The organism is Peribacillus sp. Hz7, assembly GCF_042136355.1.
GTDB lineage: Bacteria > Bacillota > Bacilli > Bacillales > DSM-1321 > Peribacillus > Peribacillus asahii_A.
Genome location: NZ_JBHHJV010000003.1, coordinates 60,577 through 80,451, shown reverse-complemented (window position 1 = coordinate 80,451; position 19,875 = coordinate 60,577). Strand labels below are relative to the sequence as shown.

Sequence of the window (19,875 nt, the reverse complement as noted above, 5' to 3'; positions counted from 1 at the left end):
GTGGTTATACATAGTATATAGTTAAATCAGGCTTTGTCATACGATTTTTGCCTCATTCGTGTGCAACCTCGGTTTTACACGCCCTTCAGCCTTTCTGAAAGGTTAAATGAGCCTAAAATCAATCAAGCTATTTAACAGAGCTTAAATAAAAGGAGATGCCTCTTGTGAAGACGGTTATTATTGCTACGAAAAATGAAGGAAAAGCGAAAGAGTTCGAAAGTTTGTTTCAAGCAAAAGGATATAAAGTGAAAACGCTTCTTGATGTGCCTCATTCTCCTGATGTAGAAGAAACAGGGACAACGTTTGAGGAGAATGCTATTTTAAAAGCAGAGGCCATTGCCAAAGAATATAATCAAGTCGTTGTTGCTGATGATTCTGGATTAATCGTTGATGCATTAGATGGACGCCCAGGTGTTTATTCTGCGCGTTATGCGGGAGAAGAAAAAAATGATGAAGCGAACACAAACAAAGTGTTGCATGAATTGATAGGTGTACCAACAGAAAAGAGGACAGCGAGATTTTATTGTGCTCTAGCGGTCGCTTCCCCGAATCAAGAAACGATTACGGTATCGGGAACAATTGAAGGAATTATTACAGAACAGCCTGTAGGTGACAACGGTTTTGGTTATGATCCAATTTTTCTTGTAGAGGAATTAGGAAAAACAACAGCCGAACTGACAAAAGAAGAAAAAAATAAAATTAGCCATCGTGCTACTGCTTTAAAAGCACTTGAAGATAAGTTAGATGCATTTTTAAAGGAAGAAGGAAAGTAAGATGAAAGTGCTTGTTATGAGTGACAGTCATGGCTTAACAGATGAAATTAGTATAATCACAGAACGACATAAACATGAAGTAGGATCGATGATTCACTGTGGCGATTCTGAACTTATGAAGGAAGACCCGCTTATGATGGAATGGACAGCGGTGCGTGGTAATTGTGACCGCGATATGACATATCCAAATGATATTGTCGAAGAAATAGCAGGTCAAAGGTTTTTGGTGACGCATGGACATTTATATAATGTGAAAATGACGCTTCTTAGTATTTCCTATAGAAGTGAGGAAGCAGATGCGAAGATTATTTGCTTTGGTCATTCGCATGCAGCTGGCTCTGAATTAATTGATGGCAGGTTATATCTTAATCCTGGCAGCATTCGTCAACCGCGCGGCCGCAAGGAGAAGACATATGCAATCCTCGATATTATAGATAAGCAAGTGAACGTGACTTTTTATGATATTAAAGGAAAAGTAGTTGAAGAATTAAATAATACTTATCAAATCAGCTAAAATTAGATATAATGAATAGGCAGGTATTTCTTCCTGTCTATCCTATATGTCCCAGTAGCTCAGCAGGATAGAGCAACGGCCTTCTAAGCCGTCGGTCGGGAGTTCGAATCTCTCCTGGGACGCTAGTTAGTCATGAGAAAGCGCTGATATACGGTCGTATATTAGCTTTTTTATTTGATGTGTGAATGATGATTGAATAGGGTATTTCTTTAAATTATTTTTTGAAAAAAGGTTGACTTTCTATAAAGATAGAAATATAATAATAAATGTCTTAAAGGAAATTTATTATGTCCCAGTAGCTCAGCAGGATAGAGCAACGGCCTTCTAAGCCGTCGGTCGGGAGTTCGAATCTCTCCTGGGACGCTAGCTAGTCATGAAAAAAGCTGATACGCTTCTGTGTATCAGTTTTTTTATTTTTGTTTTTGAATAAGAAGGGAATCTGAAAAATCATTTTACAACGATTTTTTAGATTCCTTTTTTGTTACATACTGTTGTTGATGTTTAATCAACAAGCTGATTAATTAGCCTTTTGCTCAAAAAAATGCAAACTATTTATAGCAATGAATCGTCAATTATTATAGAAAGGGTGAGAGGGTTGGATGAGTTAGTGGTTGAGCGATTACAAGCGGGTGAAGGCGCTGTATTGCTCGATGAAATTATGGAGAAGTACGGGCAAGATATTTTACAGCTTGTCTATTCCTATGTGAAAGAATATTCTTTGGCAGAAGACTTAACACAAGAAATTTTTGTGAAGTGTTATCGGGCACTCCCTACATATAAGAAGCAGGCAGGGTTACGAACATGGTTGTGGAAAATTGCAATTAATCATTGTAAAGATTATTTAAAAAGTTGGTATCATCGTAATGTGGATACGATATCAGAGAATTTAATCGTCGCTTCGAATGATAGTGTGGAGCGAGAAATTATCCGGCGAGATGACGATCAAGCATTAGCCGAATCAGTGATGGACTTGCCTATTATTTATCGAGAAGCGATTTATTTATACTATTTTCAAGAGCTAACGATTAAGGAAATAGCCGAGATGACAGGCATTAAACAAGGAACTATTAAGACGAGGTTACGAAAAGCGAAAGAAATCCTTAAAACAAGGCTGGAGGGATTTGAAAATGGAAGATAAATTGAGTCGTTTAAAAAATGCGATGAACAAGCATGTATTTTCTGAAGTGAAATTTACAGAAACACAGAAGAATGGCGTGCATGAAATGTTAGCAAAAGAGGTAGACGATGATCAAACAGTGATGCTTGCTATTCTTCAAGTATTACAAAAAGAAAAAACGGGATATGAACTTATGGGAGTTCTGTGCAGTAGAGGCATTAAAAGATTTACCAGAAATGAGGGGGATTTATATACGACATTGCATGAATTGGAACAGAAAGGATGGTTGGAATCTTATTGGGAAGAAGAACAATCCAAAGTGTATAGATTGACAAATCGAGGTCGTAAATTTTTGAAGAAGCAAGAATTAAAACGGGTCAATCAGATTTATACGACAAAAGCGATTTTTGAGAGGTGATAAAAGTGGCTAGACAAGAAAAGTTTTTGGAAGAAGTAAAAAGTTATATCCGTTCAAAAGAGGCGAAACGCTTTGTTACGCGTGAACTAGAAGCGCATCTGAAGCAATCGAAGTCCGATTTTATCAAGAATGGTTATGGGGAAGAAGAAGCTGAAAAACAAGCGGTGGCTAATATGGGAAGTCCGATGATCCTCGGACAAAAGTTGAATCAATTACATCGGCCGAAAATAGATTGGAGCTTAATTACGTTATTTATTTCGGTAATCGCTATTGGTATTTTGCCCTTTTTCGTGCTAATGACGGAAGAAACACATCTTTCGCTTTTTCAAAAGTTAGCAAGCGTTGTGATTGGGATAGGCATCGTTGTCATTACGTTGTTGTTTGATTATACAAAATGGAAAAAATACGGCTGGCTATTTTTCGGATTAGGCTGTGCAGTCATTTTATATGCACAATGGTCTGGTGTTTTGGTTAATGGAAGAACTTATTTACATATACCAGGGATTATAGCATCAGATATGATGATTACGCTGCCCTTATTTTTATTAGGGTGGGCAGGATTGCTAGCTAATAAGAAAATCAATATTTATTATGTTAGTATTCTTTACATTGTTTCTCTCGGTTTGTTTCTTAATACAGCTAGTTTTGTGATTAGTGTAATTTATTCGGTTATGGTTTGGGGGATGGTTTGGAACAGTCATTTAGAGCGCAAAAAGGTTGCTCTGGCTAGTGCCGCTTATATGGTAGGAGTCATAGGAGTGATGGTTACAGCCATATTTTCGATGAAAGAGTATCAGTTAGCAAGGTTGAAAGGATTTCTTCATCCTGAACAATATTCGTTATCAGAAGGATATTACTATGTATTAGCCAAAGGTGTAAGAGAAAATGCGGGATGGTTTGGCACTTCAGAGCCGCCTGGTTTAGCAGAACCTTTTTCTGACTTTGTATTTCTTGCTCTTACGTATAGATTAGGCTGGTTATTCGGGCTCTTTCTTATCGTGATTCTTTTACTTCTATTGGCAAGGATGATCATCGTGCTAACAAAAGTTAAAGATTCCTTCGGTAGATTATTAGTTACAGGTAGTGTAGGGGCTTTTCTCATTCAAATTGTACTAAATATCGGGATGTCATTTGGTGTAGTTCCAGCTGTTAGTGTAGCTCTCCCTTTTGTTAGTTATGGAACAGCTTATATGATTGTCAACTCGTTTATGATGGGTGTTGTCTTAAGTGTCTATCGCAAAAAAGATTTAATTCTGCTGGCTGAACGTTGAAAACGGATTCCGTTATTTGAATTGTCGACTTAAATGATGTATGATATTTCCATGTTTTAGAAAAATAGGAGGGAAGAACATGGCAAATATTGAGCATGGCGAAAATCGCTTTTTTATTGAAACAGAGGGTGAGAAATTAGCGGAGATTACGTATGTGCATTCAGGAGATAAGCAAATTACAGTGGATCATACATACGTTTCTGAGAAGCTGCGTGGACAAAAAATTGGTAACCAACTCGTTGAAAAAGTTGTTGAATTTGCTCGTCAAGAAAATCTTAAGATTGTGCCAGAATGTTCCTTTGTTGTAAGAGAGTTTGAAAAAAATAAAGAATATCAAGATATAATTGCTAAATAACGGCGAAAAACTGAGAGTGAAACAGTTCAATCTGTTTCGCTCTCAGTTTTTTTAGGGGCTCTTTGAACAAAGACATATGTTGTTCTGAATGTTTTGGTAATTTTATTCCAAAAAAATAATAAATTAGTAGTTGGTGAGCTGGTTGAAAAATAATATGGAATAAATTGTTTATGTACTAAGAATCGCATTTTTTAATTAGTTTTTTTTTATAAAATAAAATTTTTGTAGGAGAATAAGATAATAACGCCGATGTAAGCGTATACAAAAAAGTAATGAATTAGAATTATCAAACAATTCTTAAAAAACCTGTTGACTCCTTCTTAAAATCAGCGTATTATTACGACAAATACAACATAACAAATTTTAAAAAAACTTTGAAAATATAAATTATGTGTAAAACATTGAAGAGGATAAGTAGTCCTTCGTTAGACAGTCACAGAGAGCCGGTATTTGCTGAGAGCCGGTATTGTCCCGAGAGATGAACTCACCTTGGAGTTTCAGTTTGAACGGTCAACTAGTAGAACTGAACGGGTGCAAAACCAGCACCCGTTATCAAAACAAGAAAGTGCGTACAGAAAGTTTTGTACGAAAAAGGGTGGTACCGTGGATAGGCCAAATAGCCTCTTTCACCCCTTTGGTTTGCTATATGCAAGCGAATTGGGATGGAAGAGGCTTTTTTATATTCAGAAATAGCTGAAATATCAAAATATTTAAAAGGAAAATGGAGGGGACTATTCGTATGACGCAGAAGACTGTAGCAGCTGGCAGGAAGAGTGAGCAAGTAAAGTACACTGGTGCTGAATTTTTAACAGAAGCATTGAAAAGGGAAAATGTAGATGTTATTTTCGGCTATCCTGGCGGTGCCGCATTACCAATTTACGATAAACTATATAATTCAGGTTTGTTCCATGTTTTAACAAGGCATGAGCAAGGCGCCATTCATGCAGCGGAAGGGTATGCAAGAATTACAGGCAAACCGGGAGTAGTAATCGTAACATCAGGGCCTGGTGCAACGAATATTGTAACAGGTTTAGCGGATGCTATGATTGACTCTTTACCGTTAGTTGTTTTTACAGGGCAAGTGGCTACTGGATTAATTGGTTCAGATGCGTTCCAAGAGGCAGATATTCTTGGAATTACGACTCCGATTACCAAACATAATTATCAAGTGAGAGATCCTAAAGATTTTCCACGGATTATTAAAGAAGCTTTTTATATCGCATCAACTGGTCGTCCAGGTCCTGTATTAATTGATATTCCGAAAGATATGGCAATTGGAGAAGCGATTTCACACTTAGACCCTGAAATGGATCTTCCAGGTTATCAGCCAACAACGAAACCGAATTATTTGCAAATTCGCAAGTTAGTTGAGGCTGTGAGCGGTGCTAAAAAGCCGGTCATTCTTGCAGGAGCGGGTGTTCTTCATTCGAAAGCAGCTGATCAATTATTAGAATATGCAGAACAACAAGGTCTTCCAATTGTTCATACTTTACTTGGACTTGGCGGATTCCCGGCAAATCATGCACAATACGTCGGGCTTGCCGGCATGCACGGATGTTATGCAGCTAATATGGCTTTATCAGAATGTGATTTACTCGTCAATATCGGCGCTCGATTTGACGATCGCTTAACAGGTAGACTTTCAGACTTTGCACCGAATGCGACCGTTGCTCATATTGATATTGACCCAGCTGAAATTGGGAAAAACGTTCCAACAAAAATCCCAGTTGTTGGTGATGCAAAAGAAGCATTGGCAGAGTTAATTGCTCAAAATGGTAAAAAACCTGAAATTACTGAGTGGATGAATCAACTTGTTAAGTGGAATAAAGAATTCCCATTGCGCTATACATCATCTGATGAATATTTAATGCCGCAACGAGTGATTGAACTTCTTCATGAAAAAACAAATGGAGAAGCTATCGTTACAACGGATGTCGGTCAACATCAAATGTGGGCAGCGCAATACTATCGCTTTAATAAACCGAATTCATGGGTTACTTCCGGCGGACTTGGCACAATGGGCTTTGGTTTACCTGCAGCACTTGGTGCACAGCTTGCCAATCCTGAGGCTACCGTGCTTTCCATTTCAGGTGATGGTGGTTTCCAAATGTGCAGTCAAGAATTAGGCGTAATCGCGGAAAGAAACTTACCAGTCAAAATCATCATTCTTAATAATGGAGTTTTAGGAATGGTTAGACAATGGCAAGAGCTTTTCTACGAGAAGCGTTATTCACAAAGTGTATTCCAATCACAGCCTGATTTTGTAAAATTAGCGGATGCTTATGGTATTCCTGGCTTTTCAGTAAGTACGGAAGAAGAAGCAAGTGCGCGCATTGAGGAAGCGTTGGCAATCGATGGCCCTGTATTAATCGATTTCCGTGTCAAACCAGAAGAAAATGTGTATCCGATGGTAGCAGCAGGAAAAGCTCTCCATGAAATGGAAGGAGTGTAATCATGAAAGGAATTCTTACTCTTACTGTAAACAATAGGCCAGGAGTTCTTAATCGGATTACGAACCTGTTTACAAAAAGAAATTACAACATTGAAAGCATCACGGTTGGTTCTTCTGAGCAAGAAGGGATTTCAAGAATCACCGTCGTTGTTCAAGTAGATGATGAAACAGTTATCGAACAAATGACAAAACAGCTTCATAAACAAATCGATGTATTAAAAGTAAATGATATTAGTAATCAAGCAATCGTTGCGCGCGAATTGGCACTGATTAAAGTTCAAGTGACAAGTCAAACGCGAGCTGAAATATATGCTGTTATTGAACCTTTCCGTGCTTCTGTTATTGATGTAAGTAAAGATAGCTTAACGGTTCAAATTACAGGTGAGTCTGATAAGATTGAAGCTTTTATTGAACTAATTAAGCCATACGGCATCAAAGAGTTAGCTCGAACAGGAACTGCTGCTTTCCCACGCGGAATGCAGTTAGCCAATAGCAAAAGCAGCAAGGCCCAAACGATTGTTTAATTTAATAAATTTAATAAATAAATCAACTAAAAAACTAACTTTAGAAAAGAAAAGGGAGATGTATTAATTATGGCAAAAGTATATTATAACGCAGAGGCAAACGAAAATTTCTTCAATGGTAAAAAAGTAGCGGTCGTTGGTTACGGTTCACAAGGACACGCGCATGCACAAAACCTTCGCGAGAGCGGTGTAGACGTAATTATCGGAATCCGTCCAGGAAAATCTGCTGAAAAAGCAAAAGAAGATGGTTTCGAAGTATTTTCAGTTAAAGAAGCAGCTGAGCAAGCAGACGTAATCATGAACTTGCTTCCAGATGAAACTCAACCAAAAGTATACCAAGAAGAAATCCAACCTGCTCTAACTGCTGGTAAAGCTCTAATGTTCGCACACGGATTCAATGTTCACTTCAGCCAAATCGTTCCACCAGCTGACGTAGACGTATTATTAGTAGCACCAAAAGGTCCAGGACATCTTGTACGCCGTACATACACTGAAGGCGCAGGTGTTCCAGCTCTATTCGCAATCTACCAAGACGTAACAGGTACAGCGAAAGAATTAGCACTTGCTTATGCTCGCGGCATCGGTTCTTTACGTGCAGGTGGTCTTGAAACAACATTTAAAGAAGAAACAGAAACAGATTTATTCGGAGAGCAAGCAGTTCTTTGCGGTGGCTTAACTTCTCTTGTAAAAGCTGGTTTCGAAACATTAACAGAAGCTGGGTACCAACCAGAAGTTGCTTACTTCGAATGTTTACATGAATTAAAATTAATCATCGACCTTATGTATGAAGGCGGAATGGAAAACATGCGTTACTCAATCTCTGATACAGCACAATGGGGAGACTTCGTTTCTGGACCACGCGTTGTAACAGAAGCTTCTAAACAAGCGATGAAAGCTGTATTAAAAGATATCCAAGATGGTGAATTTGCAAAAGGTTGGATCTTAGAAAACCAAGCTAACCGTCCAGTATTCAATGCAATCAACCGTCAAGAGAACGAACATCCAATCGAAGTAGTAGGTCGTGAACTACGTAAAATGATGCCATTTGTTAAACCACAACAACAGGAGAAAGAAGTGGTAGCTGTTGCGAAAAATTAATATTTTTGACACAACATTACGTGATGGCGAACAGTCAGCCGGTGTCAATTTGAATTTTTCGGAAAAAATCGAGATCGCTTATCAACTTGAACGTTTAGGTGTAGACATTATGGAGGCGGGCTTTCCAGCCGCTTCCAAAGGTGACTTTAATTCCGTTCAAGAGATCGCGCGCCGCATTAAAAACAGCTCTGTTACAGGGCTGGCGCGTGCGGTCAAAGGCGATATTGACGCTGCTTGGGATGCTTTAAAGGATGGAGCACAACCTCGTTTGCATACATTCATCGCGACTTCCCCAATCCATCGCGAGTACAAGTTGAAAATGACAAAAGAACAAGTCGTTGAGCGAGCTGTAGCGATGGTTAAATACGCTTCAGAACGTTTCCCAATCGTGCAATGGTCAGCTGAAGATGCGAGCCGCACAGAGTTAGATTATTTAGCTGAAATTGTTGAAGCGGTAATCCAAGCGGGTGCAAAAGTTATTAATATTCCAGATACAGTAGGTTATGCAACACCGGTTGAATATGGTAACATTTTCCGTTACTTATGTGAACATGTTCCTTCTATTGATAAAGTGAGCCTATCTTCTCACTGCCATGACGATCTAGGAATGGCGACAGCCAACTCTCTAGCGGCAATTGAAGGCGGCGCAACACAAGTAGAAGGTACGATTAATGGAATTGGTGAACGTGCTGGTAACGCAGCTCTTGAAGAAGTAGCTGTTGCGCTTCGTATCCGCCAAGACTATTATCAAGCACAAACGCGTTTAACGCTTAATGAAATTAAAAGAACGAGTGATTTAGTAAGCCGTTTAACAGCAATGACGGTTCCGCCGAATAAGGCAGTCATCGGTGCAAATGCTTATGCACATGAATCTGGTATTCATCAAGATGGTGTCTTGAAGGAAAAAACAACATATGAAATCATTTCTCCAGAACTTGTTGGTGTGTCCTCGAACTCGCTTGTTTTAGGTAAACACTCTGGTCGACATGCTTTTAAAGAGCGATTACAAGAGTTGAACTTCCAAGTAAGTGAAGAAGAAATGAATCGTCTATTCGTTCAATTCAAAGAGCTAGCGGATAAGAAGAAACAAATGACAGATGAAGACTTAGTTGCTCTTGTTTTAGAGGAAAAAGCAACGGCCAGCATCGCTTATGATTTAGTATCTATGCAAATTTCACACGGCACAAATCAAATTCCAACAGCTACGGTTACCTTGAAAAAAGGTGAGGAAGAAACAATCCAAGAAGCTGCAACGGGAGCCGGTAGTGTTGAAGCTCTTTATAATACACTTGAAAGATGCCTAGGCGGCGAAATTGAGTTAGAAGATTATCGAATTCAATCCGTTGGCGGTGGTATGGATGCGTTAGCACAAGTATATGTAAAGATGAACTACCAAGGTGTTGAAACAAGTGGCCGCGGTTTAGATCAGGACGTATTAGAAGCGTCTGCTAAAGCATATTTAAACGCGGTGAATCGTGTGATTATTATGAAAGAATTAGAAGAAAAAGTACCGAATTAATAAGAAAAGCGGAACCGGCTCGTTCGGCTCGCAAAGCAGATAGGAATTGAACCAAAAGGCGTTCTTTGCCTTTTAGGGGCAATTATCTTCTGCACAGCGAGCTAGCCGGTGCAGCTGAACAAGATAAACAAAGCGCAAGCGCCCTTCATTATGTACGGGTGCTTGCCTATTCAATGGAAGAAATATTTCAATGGTTTTAGGAAGGGGAGTTTTCGATGAAAGGGAATATAGCTGTGTTGCCAGGCGATGGCATTGGAAAAGAAGTAACAAAAGGAGCTGTAGAAATACTCGAAGTTGTTGCTCAAAAATTTGGACACGAATTCGAATTTCAATACGGTGAAATTGGTGGCGGAGCGATAGATAATACAGGATCACCTCTACCAGATGAAACAGTCGAAATTTGCCGGAAAAGTGACGCTGTATTATTAGGGGCAGTTGGTGGACCGAAATGGGATAACCATCCTGTCGATATCCGCCCAGAACGCGGTCTATTAAAAATTCGTAAAGAGCTTAATCTATATGCGAATCTTCGACCAATCAGCTATTATTCGAGTTTATCGGAAGCTTCTCCTCTTAAAAAAGAATTAATTGAAGGTGCCGATTTTGTTATCGTTCGTGAATTAACGGGCGGCCTATACTTTGGGAAACCAAGTGAACGAGTGACACGAGAAGGTAAAGATGCTGTAGTCGATACGCTTTTCTATACAAAAGAAGAAATGCACCGCATTATTAAACTAGCTTTTGAATTAGCTAGCAATAGAACAAAGAAAGTAACATCGGTTGATAAAGCGAATGTATTAGAATCAAGCAGAATGTGGCGTGAAACAGCTGAGGAAATTGCGAAAGAATATCCAGATGTAACGTTAGAGCATATGCTTGTGGACAATGCAGCGATGCAACTTATTCGTAACCCAAAACAATTTGATGTTGTCGTAACAGAAAACTTATTCGGCGACATTTTAAGTGATGAAGCATCCGTTCTTACTGGATCGCTAGGAATGCTTCCATCGGCTTCTATTTCAACAAATGGACCAAATCTGTATGAACCAATTCATGGTTCAGCTCCTGATATTGCAGGGCAGAATTTAGCGAATCCGATTGCGACAATCTTATCTGCCGCATCGCTTTTACGTTTATCATTTGGTTTAGAAGCTGAAGCAACTGCGGTGGAACAAGCGGTTGAAGCAGTGCTTGAAAAAGGTTTTAGAACAGGTGATATTGCAGATGAGCAATCAACGAAATTATCGACGAGTGAAATGGTTGCTGAAATTAAAACAGTTCTGTTAGACCAAGAGGCGACTTCTAACGTTACAGGAGCACGTGTATAACAGCTGTTTTTAGACACGGCCTTTTCAGTAGGTCGTGTTTTTTAAAAGATTAAGAAGTATAAAGATTTTGAGATGTTTCGGTGTTCAGTGGAAGCGCATAGCCTGTCGAGTTGCAGTTTGCTCAGTCGATTAAGTTGAAAATTGACTTCATCTTCTAGCTCTCCAACGCTTGTGCTTTTCTTAAAGAATCTAAAATGATTGAGGTGGAACAAGATGGGAAAGTCCATTATTGAAAAAATATGGGAGCGTCACATTGTAGCAGCTGAGGAGAATAAACCAGATTTATTATATATCGACCTACAATTTATTCATGAAGTAACATCGCCACAAGCCTTTGAAGGGCTTAGATTAAAGGGGCGTAAAGTAAGAAGACCGGATCGTACATTTGCGACGATGGATCACAATGTTCCAACAATTAATCGTTATTTCATTCAAGATGAAATTGCTCAAAAGCAATTGTCTGCTCTTGAAGAAAATTGTAAAGAGTTTGGGATTCGTCTAGCGGATTTGGACAGCCCTGAACAAGGGATTGTTCACGTTATTGGACCAGAATTAGGTCTTACACAACCTGGTATGACCATCGTATGTGGTGATAGCCATACGTCTACTCACGGCGCATTCGGTTCGATTGCATTTGGAATTGGAACGAGTGAAGTAGAGCACGTATTAGCGACACAAACATTATGGCAAACAAAGCCAAAGACGTTAAAGCTTGAAGTAAATGGTCAGTTAGGTAAAGGTGTTAATGCAAAGGATGTTATTTTATACATTATTTCTAAATTTGGTGTAGATTTTGGAACAGGTTATATTATCGAGTATTGTGGCGAAGTATTCGAGAATATGTCGATGGAAGAGAGAATGACGGTATGTAATATGTCGATTGAAGGCGGAGCAAGAGCTGGTTTAGTAGCTCCTGATGACACAACGTTCTCTTACATGAAAGGCAGAAAATATGCACCAAAAGGCGAAGAATTTGATCGTGCGGTAGAAGATTGGAAGTCATTAGCTAGTGATGAAGATGCTGTATATGACCGCGAAATTGTGTTAGATGGCAGCGCTATTCCACCGATGGTTAGCTGGGGGACAAACCCTGGAATGGCAAGCGGTGTAGATGCAATGATTCCGAGTGAATCAGATGGCACGTTTGATCCTGTAGAGTTGAAAAATGCACTTCAATATATGGGGCTTAAAGAAGGTCAAGCAATTACAGATATCGAAGTACAGCATGTGTTTATCGGCTCATGCACAAACTCTCGTATTGAGGATTTACGCCAAGCTGCGTCTATGCTTGAAGGTCAACAAGTTCATCAAGGTGTTCGTGCTATGGTTGTACCTGGTTCACAAAATGTGAAAAAACAGGCTGAAGAAGAAGGGTTAGATCAGATTTTCAAAGCAGCTGGCTTTGAATGGCGTGATTCTGGCTGCAGTATGTGCTTAGGTATGAATCCAGACGGGGTACCAGCTGGAGAGCATTGTGCTTCTACTTCCAACCGGAATTTTGAAGGTCGTCAAGGAGCAGGAGCACGTACGCACTTAGTTAGCCCTGCGATGGCTGTAGCAGCAGCTATTACTGGAAAGTTTGTTGATATTAGAACATGGGAAGCTCCAACTGTAGGAGCTCATTAAACATTAATATATAAATGGAGGTGCCGAAGATGGAACCGATTAAGGTTTTTACAGGAAAAGCAGCGGTTATGGACCGTAAAAATGTAGATACAGATCAAATTATTCCAAAGCAATTTTTAAAACGAATTGAGCGTAGCGGATTTGGTCAATTTTTATTCTTTAACTGGCGTTTTGATGAAGAAGGAAATGATCGTGCAGATTTTGAACTAAATCAAGAGCAAAATAAAGGTGCGTCTATTTTAATTGCAGGCGAAAACTTCGGTTGCGGCTCTTCTCGTGAGCATGCACCATGGGCTTTACTTGATTATGGTTTTAATATTGTAATTGCTCCTTCTTTTGCTGATATTTTTAGAAACAATTGCATGAAGAATGGGATTGTTCCGATTGTTTTAACGGAAGAGCAAGTGGCTGAATTAATGAAAAAAGGTGTAGAACCTGGCTATGAATTAACTATTGACCTTCCAAACCAAAAGCTTTTTGATCAATCAGGGTTTGAAGCTGAATTTGAATTCCATCCATACTGGAAGGAAATGCTTATTAATGGGTGGGATGAAATTTCCATTACTGAGCAATACGAAGAACAAATTAAAAGCTATGAGCAACAAAAAATGCCAATCTCTTCTATTTAATTTAGAAGAGACATTGAGCGGGAAATTCTATCCTGTATGGTCTCGATTTCTTTGAGCTATACGGGATTTTTTTTGAAAATCGTTTCATTCCATGCTACACTGATGTTCAAAAATGAACGGTGAGGCGGAATGGTTAATGAATGAGAAAAAAGATGGAAATAATGTGGTCCTGTTTCCTAATTTACATCATCGCTTAGTTATGAAGGGGACGGAGGCGCTAGAAAATAAACAGTATAAGCAGGCAGCCGAATTATTTAGCCAAGCGAGGGAATTAGATCAGGAACACGCTGAAGGAAATGTAGGATTGCTCGTCTCGTTAGTCGAGCTTCAAGATTATAAAGCAGCTAAACAATTATGTAAGGAGTTGTTGCATCAAGGAATTGGTGATTATTTTCAAATTACGAATATGTACTTGATGGTGCTTGTGCAATTAGGGGAGCATGAGGATATTGTGGAGATGATTGAGCTATTGTTTCAAGAACATCAAATCCCATTTGATAAAATGGAACAGTTTGAGCAGATGCTTTCCTTCAGTAAACGGACATTAGAAGAAAGAGAGATAGAAGCGGAGCAGAATGAAAGTCAATTACAGCAACAGCTTCAAGAAGAGCCTTTGTTTAATGGGAAAAATGAACAACAATTGCTTAATACAATTAATATGCTTTCACAGATGAATGTGCGTCCGTTTATCGATGATATTCAACAATTTATGCAAGAGGAAGCGAATCATCCTTTTTTTAAAACGATGCTGTTGAATATATTAAAAGAGCAGGACTATACACAAACCGTGGAAGTAAGGAAGTTTTCACAAGTCTCTTCTTTGATTCCAGCTCATTTACCGAATTTGAAAGAGTATCCTTTTTTTAAAAAAGTATGGGATTTGGCAGAACAAAAATTGGCACAAAGAAATCCGAGCTTGCTGGAAATGGTCCATAGTTTGCTAGAAAGGCACTGCTTCTTGTTATATCCATTTGAACTTGAGCAAGATGGTGCGACCATTGCAGCAGCTTACCACGCTTTAGCAGAACAATATATGACAGGACAAGACTTTTGTGAGCGAGCTGCTCTTATTTATGAAACAGAAGAACAAGTTGTAAGAGAATGTTTGGACTACATAAAAGAAATTGAAGGAATTTCTTATCCCATTATTTAACCTATTGCTGTTGAAAGAAGAGGAAGCTGTGGTATAATGTAGTGGTTGTACTATACGCTCGTACAAAAAAACGGGAATATCCAAATGATTTGGGTATATTTAAGGGATGACTTGTTAAGAATTGCAAAGCAGATTCATCCATGCTTATTCTTGACGTATATAGATTTTTGGAGGGAAACACATGTCTGTTAAATGGGAAAAGCAAGAAGGAAACGTTGGAGTTTTAACGGTTGAAGTAGACGTAGCAACAGTAAACGCTGGTTTAGACAAAGCGTTCAAAAAAGTAGTAAAACAAGTAAACGTACCTGGCTTCCGTAAAGGGAAAATGCCTCGTCCATTATTTGAAAAGAAATTCGGTGTAGAATCTTTATACCAAGATGCTCTTGACGAAATTCTTCCAGAAGCTTATGCAAATGCTGTCGAAGAAGCAGGAATTTCACCTGTAGATCGTCCAGAAATCGACATCGAGAAAATGGAAAAAGGTGAAAACCTTATTTTCACAGCTACTGTAACAGTAAAACCTGAAGTGAAATTAGGTAACTATAAAGGACTTGAAGTAGAAAAGTTTGATACAACAGTTACAGATGAAGATGTAGAAGCTGAATTGAAAAAGCAACAAGAGCGTCAAGCTGAGCTAGTTGTGAAAGAAGAAGGCGCAGCAGTTGCAGGTGATACAGTTGTAATTGACTTCGAAGGATTCGTTGATGGTGAAGCATTCGAGGGTGGAAAAGGTGAAAACTATTCTTTAGAGCTTGGTTCTAACTCTTTCATCCCAGGATTCGAAGATCAACTAATCGGTCTTGAAGCAGGTGCTGAGAAAGACGTTGAAGTAACATTCCCAGAAGAATACCACGCTGCAGAGCTTGCTGGTAAACCTGCTGTATTCAAAGTAAAAGTTCACGAAATCAAAGCGAAACAACTTCCTGAATTAGATGATGAATTCGCAAAAGATATTGATGATGAAGTAGAAACTATTGCAGAACTTAAAGAAAAAACAAAAGGTAAATTAGAGCATGACAAAAAGCATGAAGAAGAACACTTCATCCAAAATGCTGTAATTGGTCAAGCGGTTGAAGGTGCTCAAATCGATCTTCCTGAAGTAATGGTGTCTAACGAAGTAGACCGCATGATGCAAGATTTTGCTGGACGCTTACAACAACAAGGATTGAACTTAGAATTGTACTTCCAATTCTCTGGTCAAGACGAAGCAGCGTTAAAAGGCCAAATGAAAGAAGAAGCAGAAGGTCAAGTTCGCACAAGCTTAGTGCTTGAAGCAATTGCTGAAGCTGAGAAACTTGAAGCGACAGAAGAAGACGTAGAAGCTGAATTAGCTAAAATGGCTTCAATGTACAATATGGAAGTAGACGCAATCAAAAAAGCTCTTGGTAACTTAGATGCGATTAAAGGCGATCTACAAATTAAAAAAGCTATTGATTTCTTAGTTGAAAACAGCAAAACAGTTGAAGCTAAATAATAGCAACTTTAAAAAAATATAGTTTTCTTAAAGAAACAAGGCGCGAGCATTTCGTGCCTTGTTTTATACATATCTTGATTTTTTATCATTTATAGAACACTTCTTGATTGCTTTTTTTTAGAATTCAGTGTAGATTAATTCTAATAACACATATACATATTTATACAGTAAATCCTTTTTTTTAAAATTGGTAAGTTAGGGCATACTAAAGAAAGTAACATACATAGTAAAAAGAGCAGTGCTTTGTGTATCGGACAACCTACTATCGTGTAAGCATTTTTGTTACCAAACTTTCAAGAACGTGTTACAATGCAATTCATACTATTTAATTGCAATGAAAGTGCTTATTTAGGCGTTTCTTATGAAGAAAGAAACATGCCTTTAAGATGAATAGAGTAGGAATAGTATTCAAGAGGGGTGAACGTTCATGTTTAAATTTAATGATGAAAAGGGACAATTAAAATGTTCTTTTTGTGGGAAAACTCAAGAACAAGTTCGTAAGCTGGTAGCCGGTCCAGGTGTATATATTTGTGATGAATGTATTGAACTTTGTACAGAAATCGTGGAAGAGGAGCTAGGTACTGAAGAAGAAGTAGAATTCCGCGATGTTCCAAAACCAAAAGAGATTTGCAATATTCTTGATGAATATGTCATCGGACAAGAACAAGCGAAGAAGTCTTTAGCGGTTGCTGTATATAATCACTACAAACGAATTAATTCTAATAGTAAAGTAGACGATGTAGAGCTTTCAAAAAGTAATATCGCGCTTATTGGACCAACTGGTAGTGGGAAAACATTACTTGCTCAAACTTTAGCGCGTTTACTAAACGTTCCTTTTGCTATTGCTGATGCGACGTCTCTAACAGAGGCTGGTTACGTTGGGGAAGATGTTGAAAATATTTTGTTAAAACTAATCCAAGCAGCAGATTATGACGTTGAGAAAGCAGAAAAAGGAATTATCTATATCGATGAAATCGATAAAGTAGCTCGTAAATCTGAAAACCCATCGATTACACGTGATGTTTCAGGTGAAGGGGTTCAGCAAGCACTATTAAAAATTCTTGAAGGAACTGTAGCAAGCGTTCCCCCACAAGGTGGACGTAAGCACCCTCATCAAGAATTTATTCAAATTGATACTACAAATATTTTGTTTATTTGTGGTGGAGCTTTCGATGGAATCGAACCGATTATCAAACGTCGTCTAGGTCAAAAAGTAATTGGTTTTGGTGCAGAGACGAAAAAAGATGAAGTAGCAGAAAAAGAACTGCTTTCAAAAGTTCTTCCTGAAGACTTACTTCGTTTCGGTTTAATTCCAGAGTTTATCGGTCGTCTTCCAGTTATTGCGACGTTAGAGCAATTGGATGAGGCGGCACTTATTGAAATTTTAACAAAACCGAAAAATGCATTAGTGAAACAATATCAAAAATTATTAGAACTTGATGATATTGAATTGGAATTCGAACCGGAAGCACTAAACGAAATTGCTAAAAAAGCAATTGAACGTAAAACAGGTGCTCGTGGATTACGTTCCATCATCGAAGGGATTATCCTTGATGTGATGTTTGATCTTCCTTCACGTGATGATGTATCTAAATGTATTATTACAGCAGGGGCGATTACAGAAAAAGAATCTCCGAAATTGGTTCTGAAAGATGGTACAACAATTCAAGGCCAATCTGCTTAATATGTTTCTTTAAAAAGAGATGAGCTGGACAGATGTTTCTGTCTAGGCTCGTCTTTTTTTGTTTTTTAATGAAATAGCTAGTCCCCCTGTAAGACAACCAAATTTTTCATGAAGAAAACTATGAATGATTTCAACTTGTGATAGGAGATACTACCACATAAGACAAACATGGTAAGCGCAGGAGGGAAAATGATGAGCTGGACAGGATTGGCATTGTTTATTCAACTGTTTTTTGGTGTAATCATTGGGCTATATTTCTTGAATTTATTAAAAGGACAGCGTACACAAAAGGTGTCGATTGATCGTGATTCTAAAAAAGAAATGGATCAATTGCGTTCAATGAGAGCGATTCAATTAACGGAGCCATTAGCAGAAAAGGTGAGACCGCAGTCATTTGATGACATTGTTGGGCAGGAAGATGGAATTAAATCGTTAAGAGCAGCATTATGCGGACCAAATCCACAGCATGTTATTATTTATGGACCACCTGGTGTAGGAAAGACCGCAGCTGCACGGCTTGTACTAGAAGAAGCAAAAAAAAATGGGAAATCACCATTTAGAAAGTCAGCGGTATTTGTTGAATTAGATGCAACAACAGCTCGTTTTGATGAACGAGGTATTGCTGATCCACTGATTGGTTCTGTTCATGACCCGATTTATCAAGGAGCAGGGGCGATGGGCCAGGCTGGTATTCCGCAACCGAAGCAGGGAGCGGTAACAAATGCGCATGGCGGAGTGTTATTTATTGATGAAATTGGGGAGCTTCACTCGATTCAAATGAACAAGTTGTTAAAAGTGTTAGAGGATCGGAAAGTATTTTTAGAAAGCGCATATTATCAAGAAGATAATACAAATATTCCTACTCATATTCATGATATTTTTAAAAATGGTTTACCTGCTGACTTCCGGTTGGTTGGAGCAACAACTCGAACGCCAAATGAGATCCCTCCCGCTATTCGTTCTAGATGCATGGAAGTATTTTTTCGCGAACTCGACCGCGATGAAATTATAGAGGTTGTTAAAAAAGCAACCGACCGAGTAAACGTGACCATCAGTGAGAAAGGTTTACAAATGATTGCGGAATACGCTCGTAATGGTCGTGAAGCGGTAAATATGGTACAAACGCTTGCGAGTATTTCCATTAATGAAAATCGGTCTTATATTAAAGAGGAAGATATTGATTGGATGGCTCATAGCAGCCAGTTAACGCAGCGGATGGATCGAAAAATTGATTCAAAGCCGCAAGTTGGGTTTGTCAATGGGCTTGCTGTATATGGGGCAAATAGCGGAGCGTTGCTTGAAATTGAAGTGACGGTAATGCCGGCAATGAGTGAAAAAGGAGCCATTACCATTACTGGAATTGTCGAAGAGGAAAGCATTGGGGGCAATGGAAAATCGATTCGACGTAAAAGTATGGCCAAGGGGTCGATTGAAAATGTAATTACAGTATTACGCTCAATGGGTGTTCCAGCTGATCAATTTGATATTCATGTGAATTTTCCTGGCGGTACTCCTGTAGATGGACCATCTGCAGGGATTGCTATGGCGACCGGGATTTATTCAGCCATTTATAAAATTCCTGTCGATCATACGGTAGCCATGACAGGCGAAATAGGCATTCATGGTGGTGTAAGACCAATTGGTGGTGTGATTCCGAAAATTAAAGCGGCTCAATTAGCCGGAGCGAAAACGGTCATTATTCCAGCTGATAATATGCAGCCGCTTCTAAAAGAAATTAAAGATATTGAGATTGTACCTGTTACTAAAGTCCAGGAAGTGTTCGAACGATCTCTGAAAAAAGACGTGATACCTGATCAATTACTTTCTACATTGAACTTAAGTAAAAAGGAAAGTGTATAAAGGGAATGCCCCGGTTTTATAGTACCGGGGTTTGTTATAGGTATAATAATGTTTTTCATTTTTGTAATTAAACGTGCTTT

The 19,875-nt window shown here is 38.7% G+C and carries 17 protein-coding genes, 2 tRNA genes and 1 other annotated feature; all 19 genes read left to right on the top strand.

Annotated features, from left to right (window positions below; translation table 11 throughout):
* The first annotated feature begins 164 nt into the window (after positions 1-164).
* The 19 genes from ACE199_RS06375 to lonB all read left to right on the top strand — a co-directional run bounded on the left by ACE199_RS06375 (position 165) and on the right by lonB (position 19,795).
* On the top strand, positions 165-773 hold the full coding sequence (locus ACE199_RS06375) for an XTP/dITP diphosphatase (protein WP_375349037.1): 609 nt from the start codon (positions 165-167) through the stop codon (positions 771-773).
* 1 nt (position 774) lies between these two features.
* On the top strand, positions 775-1,287 hold the full coding sequence (locus tag ACE199_RS06370; protein WP_375349036.1) for a metallophosphoesterase family protein: 513 nt from the start codon (positions 775-777) through the stop codon (positions 1,285-1,287).
* Positions 1,288-1,335: 48 nt separating this feature from the next.
* Positions 1,336-1,409 (top strand) — tRNA-Arg (locus tag ACE199_RS06365).
* Positions 1,410-1,576: 167 nt separating this feature from the next.
* A tRNA-Arg gene (locus ACE199_RS06360) sits at positions 1,577-1,650 on the top strand.
* 232 nt (positions 1,651-1,882) lie between these two features.
* Complete coding sequence (locus ACE199_RS06355) at positions 1,883-2,425, top strand: sigma-70 family RNA polymerase sigma factor (RefSeq protein ID WP_375349035.1); 543 nt, start codon at positions 1,883-1,885, stop codon at positions 2,423-2,425.
* Positions 2,415-2,822: a PadR family transcriptional regulator gene (locus ACE199_RS06350; protein ID WP_375349034.1), complete on the top strand. Its 408-nt coding sequence runs from the start codon at positions 2,415-2,417 to the stop codon at positions 2,820-2,822. Before ACE199_RS06355 ends, ACE199_RS06350 begins: the two co-directional genes overlap by 11 nt.
* A 5-nt stretch (positions 2,823-2,827) precedes the next feature.
* Positions 2,828-4,093 (top strand): FtsW/RodA/SpoVE family cell cycle protein, encoded by a 1,266-nt coding sequence (locus ACE199_RS06345; RefSeq protein WP_375349033.1) that lies wholly within the window; start codon positions 2,828-2,830, stop codon positions 4,091-4,093.
* Positions 4,094-4,172: 79 nt separating this feature from the next.
* Positions 4,173-4,448, top strand: coding sequence for a GNAT family N-acetyltransferase (locus ACE199_RS06340; protein ID WP_375349032.1), 276 nt, complete (start codon positions 4,173-4,175; stop codon positions 4,446-4,448).
* 392 nt (positions 4,449-4,840) lie between these two features.
* Positions 4,841-5,085, top strand: a binding site (T-box leader).
* Between the two features lie 102 nt (positions 5,086-5,187).
* On the top strand, positions 5,188-6,900 hold the full coding sequence (ilvB, locus tag ACE199_RS06335; RefSeq protein ID WP_375349031.1) for an acetolactate synthase large subunit: 1,713 nt from the start codon (positions 5,188-5,190) through the stop codon (positions 6,898-6,900).
* A 2-nt stretch (positions 6,901-6,902) separates the two neighbouring features.
* The gene (gene ilvN, locus ACE199_RS06330; RefSeq protein ID WP_127761555.1) at positions 6,903-7,424 is read left to right on the top strand and encodes an acetolactate synthase small subunit; all 522 of its coding nucleotides are present in this window, start codon (positions 6,903-6,905) and stop codon (positions 7,422-7,424) included.
* A 69-nt stretch (positions 7,425-7,493) separates the two neighbouring features.
* Entirely contained in the window at positions 7,494-8,522 is a 1,029-nt protein-coding gene (ilvC, locus tag ACE199_RS06325) for a ketol-acid reductoisomerase (protein WP_375349030.1), read from the top strand.
* Complete coding sequence (locus ACE199_RS06320; protein WP_252291075.1) at positions 8,509-10,041, top strand: 2-isopropylmalate synthase; 1,533 nt, start codon at positions 8,509-8,511, stop codon at positions 10,039-10,041. Before ilvC ends, ACE199_RS06320 begins: the two co-directional genes overlap by 14 nt.
* 215 nt (positions 10,042-10,256) lie before the next feature.
* Entirely contained in the window at positions 10,257-11,369 is a 1,113-nt protein-coding gene (gene leuB, locus ACE199_RS06315) for a 3-isopropylmalate dehydrogenase (protein WP_252286926.1), read from the top strand.
* 213 nt (positions 11,370-11,582) lie between these two features.
* Entirely contained in the window at positions 11,583-12,995 is a 1,413-nt protein-coding gene (gene leuC, locus ACE199_RS06310; RefSeq protein ID WP_375349028.1) for a 3-isopropylmalate dehydratase large subunit, read from the top strand.
* A 29-nt stretch (positions 12,996-13,024) separates the two neighbouring features.
* Positions 13,025-13,624 (top strand): 3-isopropylmalate dehydratase small subunit, encoded by a 600-nt coding sequence (leuD, locus tag ACE199_RS06305; RefSeq protein ID WP_252286924.1) that lies wholly within the window; start codon positions 13,025-13,027, stop codon positions 13,622-13,624.
* A gap of 136 nt (positions 13,625-13,760) precedes the next feature.
* Positions 13,761-14,777 (top strand): tetratricopeptide repeat protein, encoded by a 1,017-nt coding sequence (locus ACE199_RS06300; RefSeq protein WP_375349026.1) that lies wholly within the window; start codon positions 13,761-13,763, stop codon positions 14,775-14,777.
* 181 nt (positions 14,778-14,958) lie between these two features.
* Complete coding sequence (gene tig, locus ACE199_RS06295; protein WP_375349025.1) at positions 14,959-16,251, top strand: trigger factor; 1,293 nt, start codon at positions 14,959-14,961, stop codon at positions 16,249-16,251.
* 427 nt (positions 16,252-16,678) lie between these two features.
* Entirely contained in the window at positions 16,679-17,935 is a 1,257-nt protein-coding gene (gene clpX / locus ACE199_RS06290; protein WP_375349024.1) for an ATP-dependent protease ATP-binding subunit ClpX, read from the top strand.
* Between the two features lie 192 nt (positions 17,936-18,127).
* Positions 18,128-19,795 (top strand): ATP-dependent protease LonB, encoded by a 1,668-nt coding sequence (gene lonB, locus ACE199_RS06285; RefSeq protein ID WP_375349023.1) that lies wholly within the window; start codon positions 18,128-18,130, stop codon positions 19,793-19,795.
* The last annotated feature ends 80 nt before the right edge of the window (positions 19,796-19,875 follow it).

Excerpts from the sequence above, each read along its gene's own strand:
- ACE199_RS06370 (WP_375349036.1), top strand. The coding sequence starts at position 775 with ATGAAAGTGCTTGTTATGAGTGACAGTCATGGCTTAACAGATGAAATT.
- ACE199_RS06350 (WP_375349034.1), top strand. The coding sequence starts at position 2,415 with ATGGAAGATAAATTGAGTCGTTTAAAAAATGCGATGAACAAGCATGTA.
- ACE199_RS06340 (WP_375349032.1), top strand. The coding sequence starts at position 4,173 with ATGGCAAATATTGAGCATGGCGAAAATCGCTTTTTTATTGAAACAGAG.
- ilvB (WP_375349031.1), top strand. The coding sequence starts at position 5,188 with ATGACGCAGAAGACTGTAGCAGCTGGCAGGAAGAGTGAGCAAGTAAAG.
- ilvN (WP_127761555.1), top strand. The coding sequence starts at position 6,903 with ATGAAAGGAATTCTTACTCTTACTGTAAACAATAGGCCAGGAGTTCTT.
- ilvC (WP_375349030.1), top strand. The coding sequence starts at position 7,494 with ATGGCAAAAGTATATTATAACGCAGAGGCAAACGAAAATTTCTTCAAT.
- leuB (WP_252286926.1), top strand. The coding sequence starts at position 10,257 with ATGAAAGGGAATATAGCTGTGTTGCCAGGCGATGGCATTGGAAAAGAA.
- leuC (WP_375349028.1), top strand. The coding sequence starts at position 11,583 with ATGGGAAAGTCCATTATTGAAAAAATATGGGAGCGTCACATTGTAGCA.
- leuD (WP_252286924.1), top strand. The coding sequence starts at position 13,025 with ATGGAACCGATTAAGGTTTTTACAGGAAAAGCAGCGGTTATGGACCGT.
- ACE199_RS06300 (WP_375349026.1), top strand. The coding sequence starts at position 13,761 with ATGAATGAGAAAAAAGATGGAAATAATGTGGTCCTGTTTCCTAATTTA.
- tig (WP_375349025.1), top strand. The coding sequence starts at position 14,959 with ATGTCTGTTAAATGGGAAAAGCAAGAAGGAAACGTTGGAGTTTTAACG.
- clpX (WP_375349024.1), top strand. The coding sequence starts at position 16,679 with ATGTTTAAATTTAATGATGAAAAGGGACAATTAAAATGTTCTTTTTGT.
- lonB (WP_375349023.1), top strand. The coding sequence starts at position 18,128 with ATGAGCTGGACAGGATTGGCATTGTTTATTCAACTGTTTTTTGGTGTA.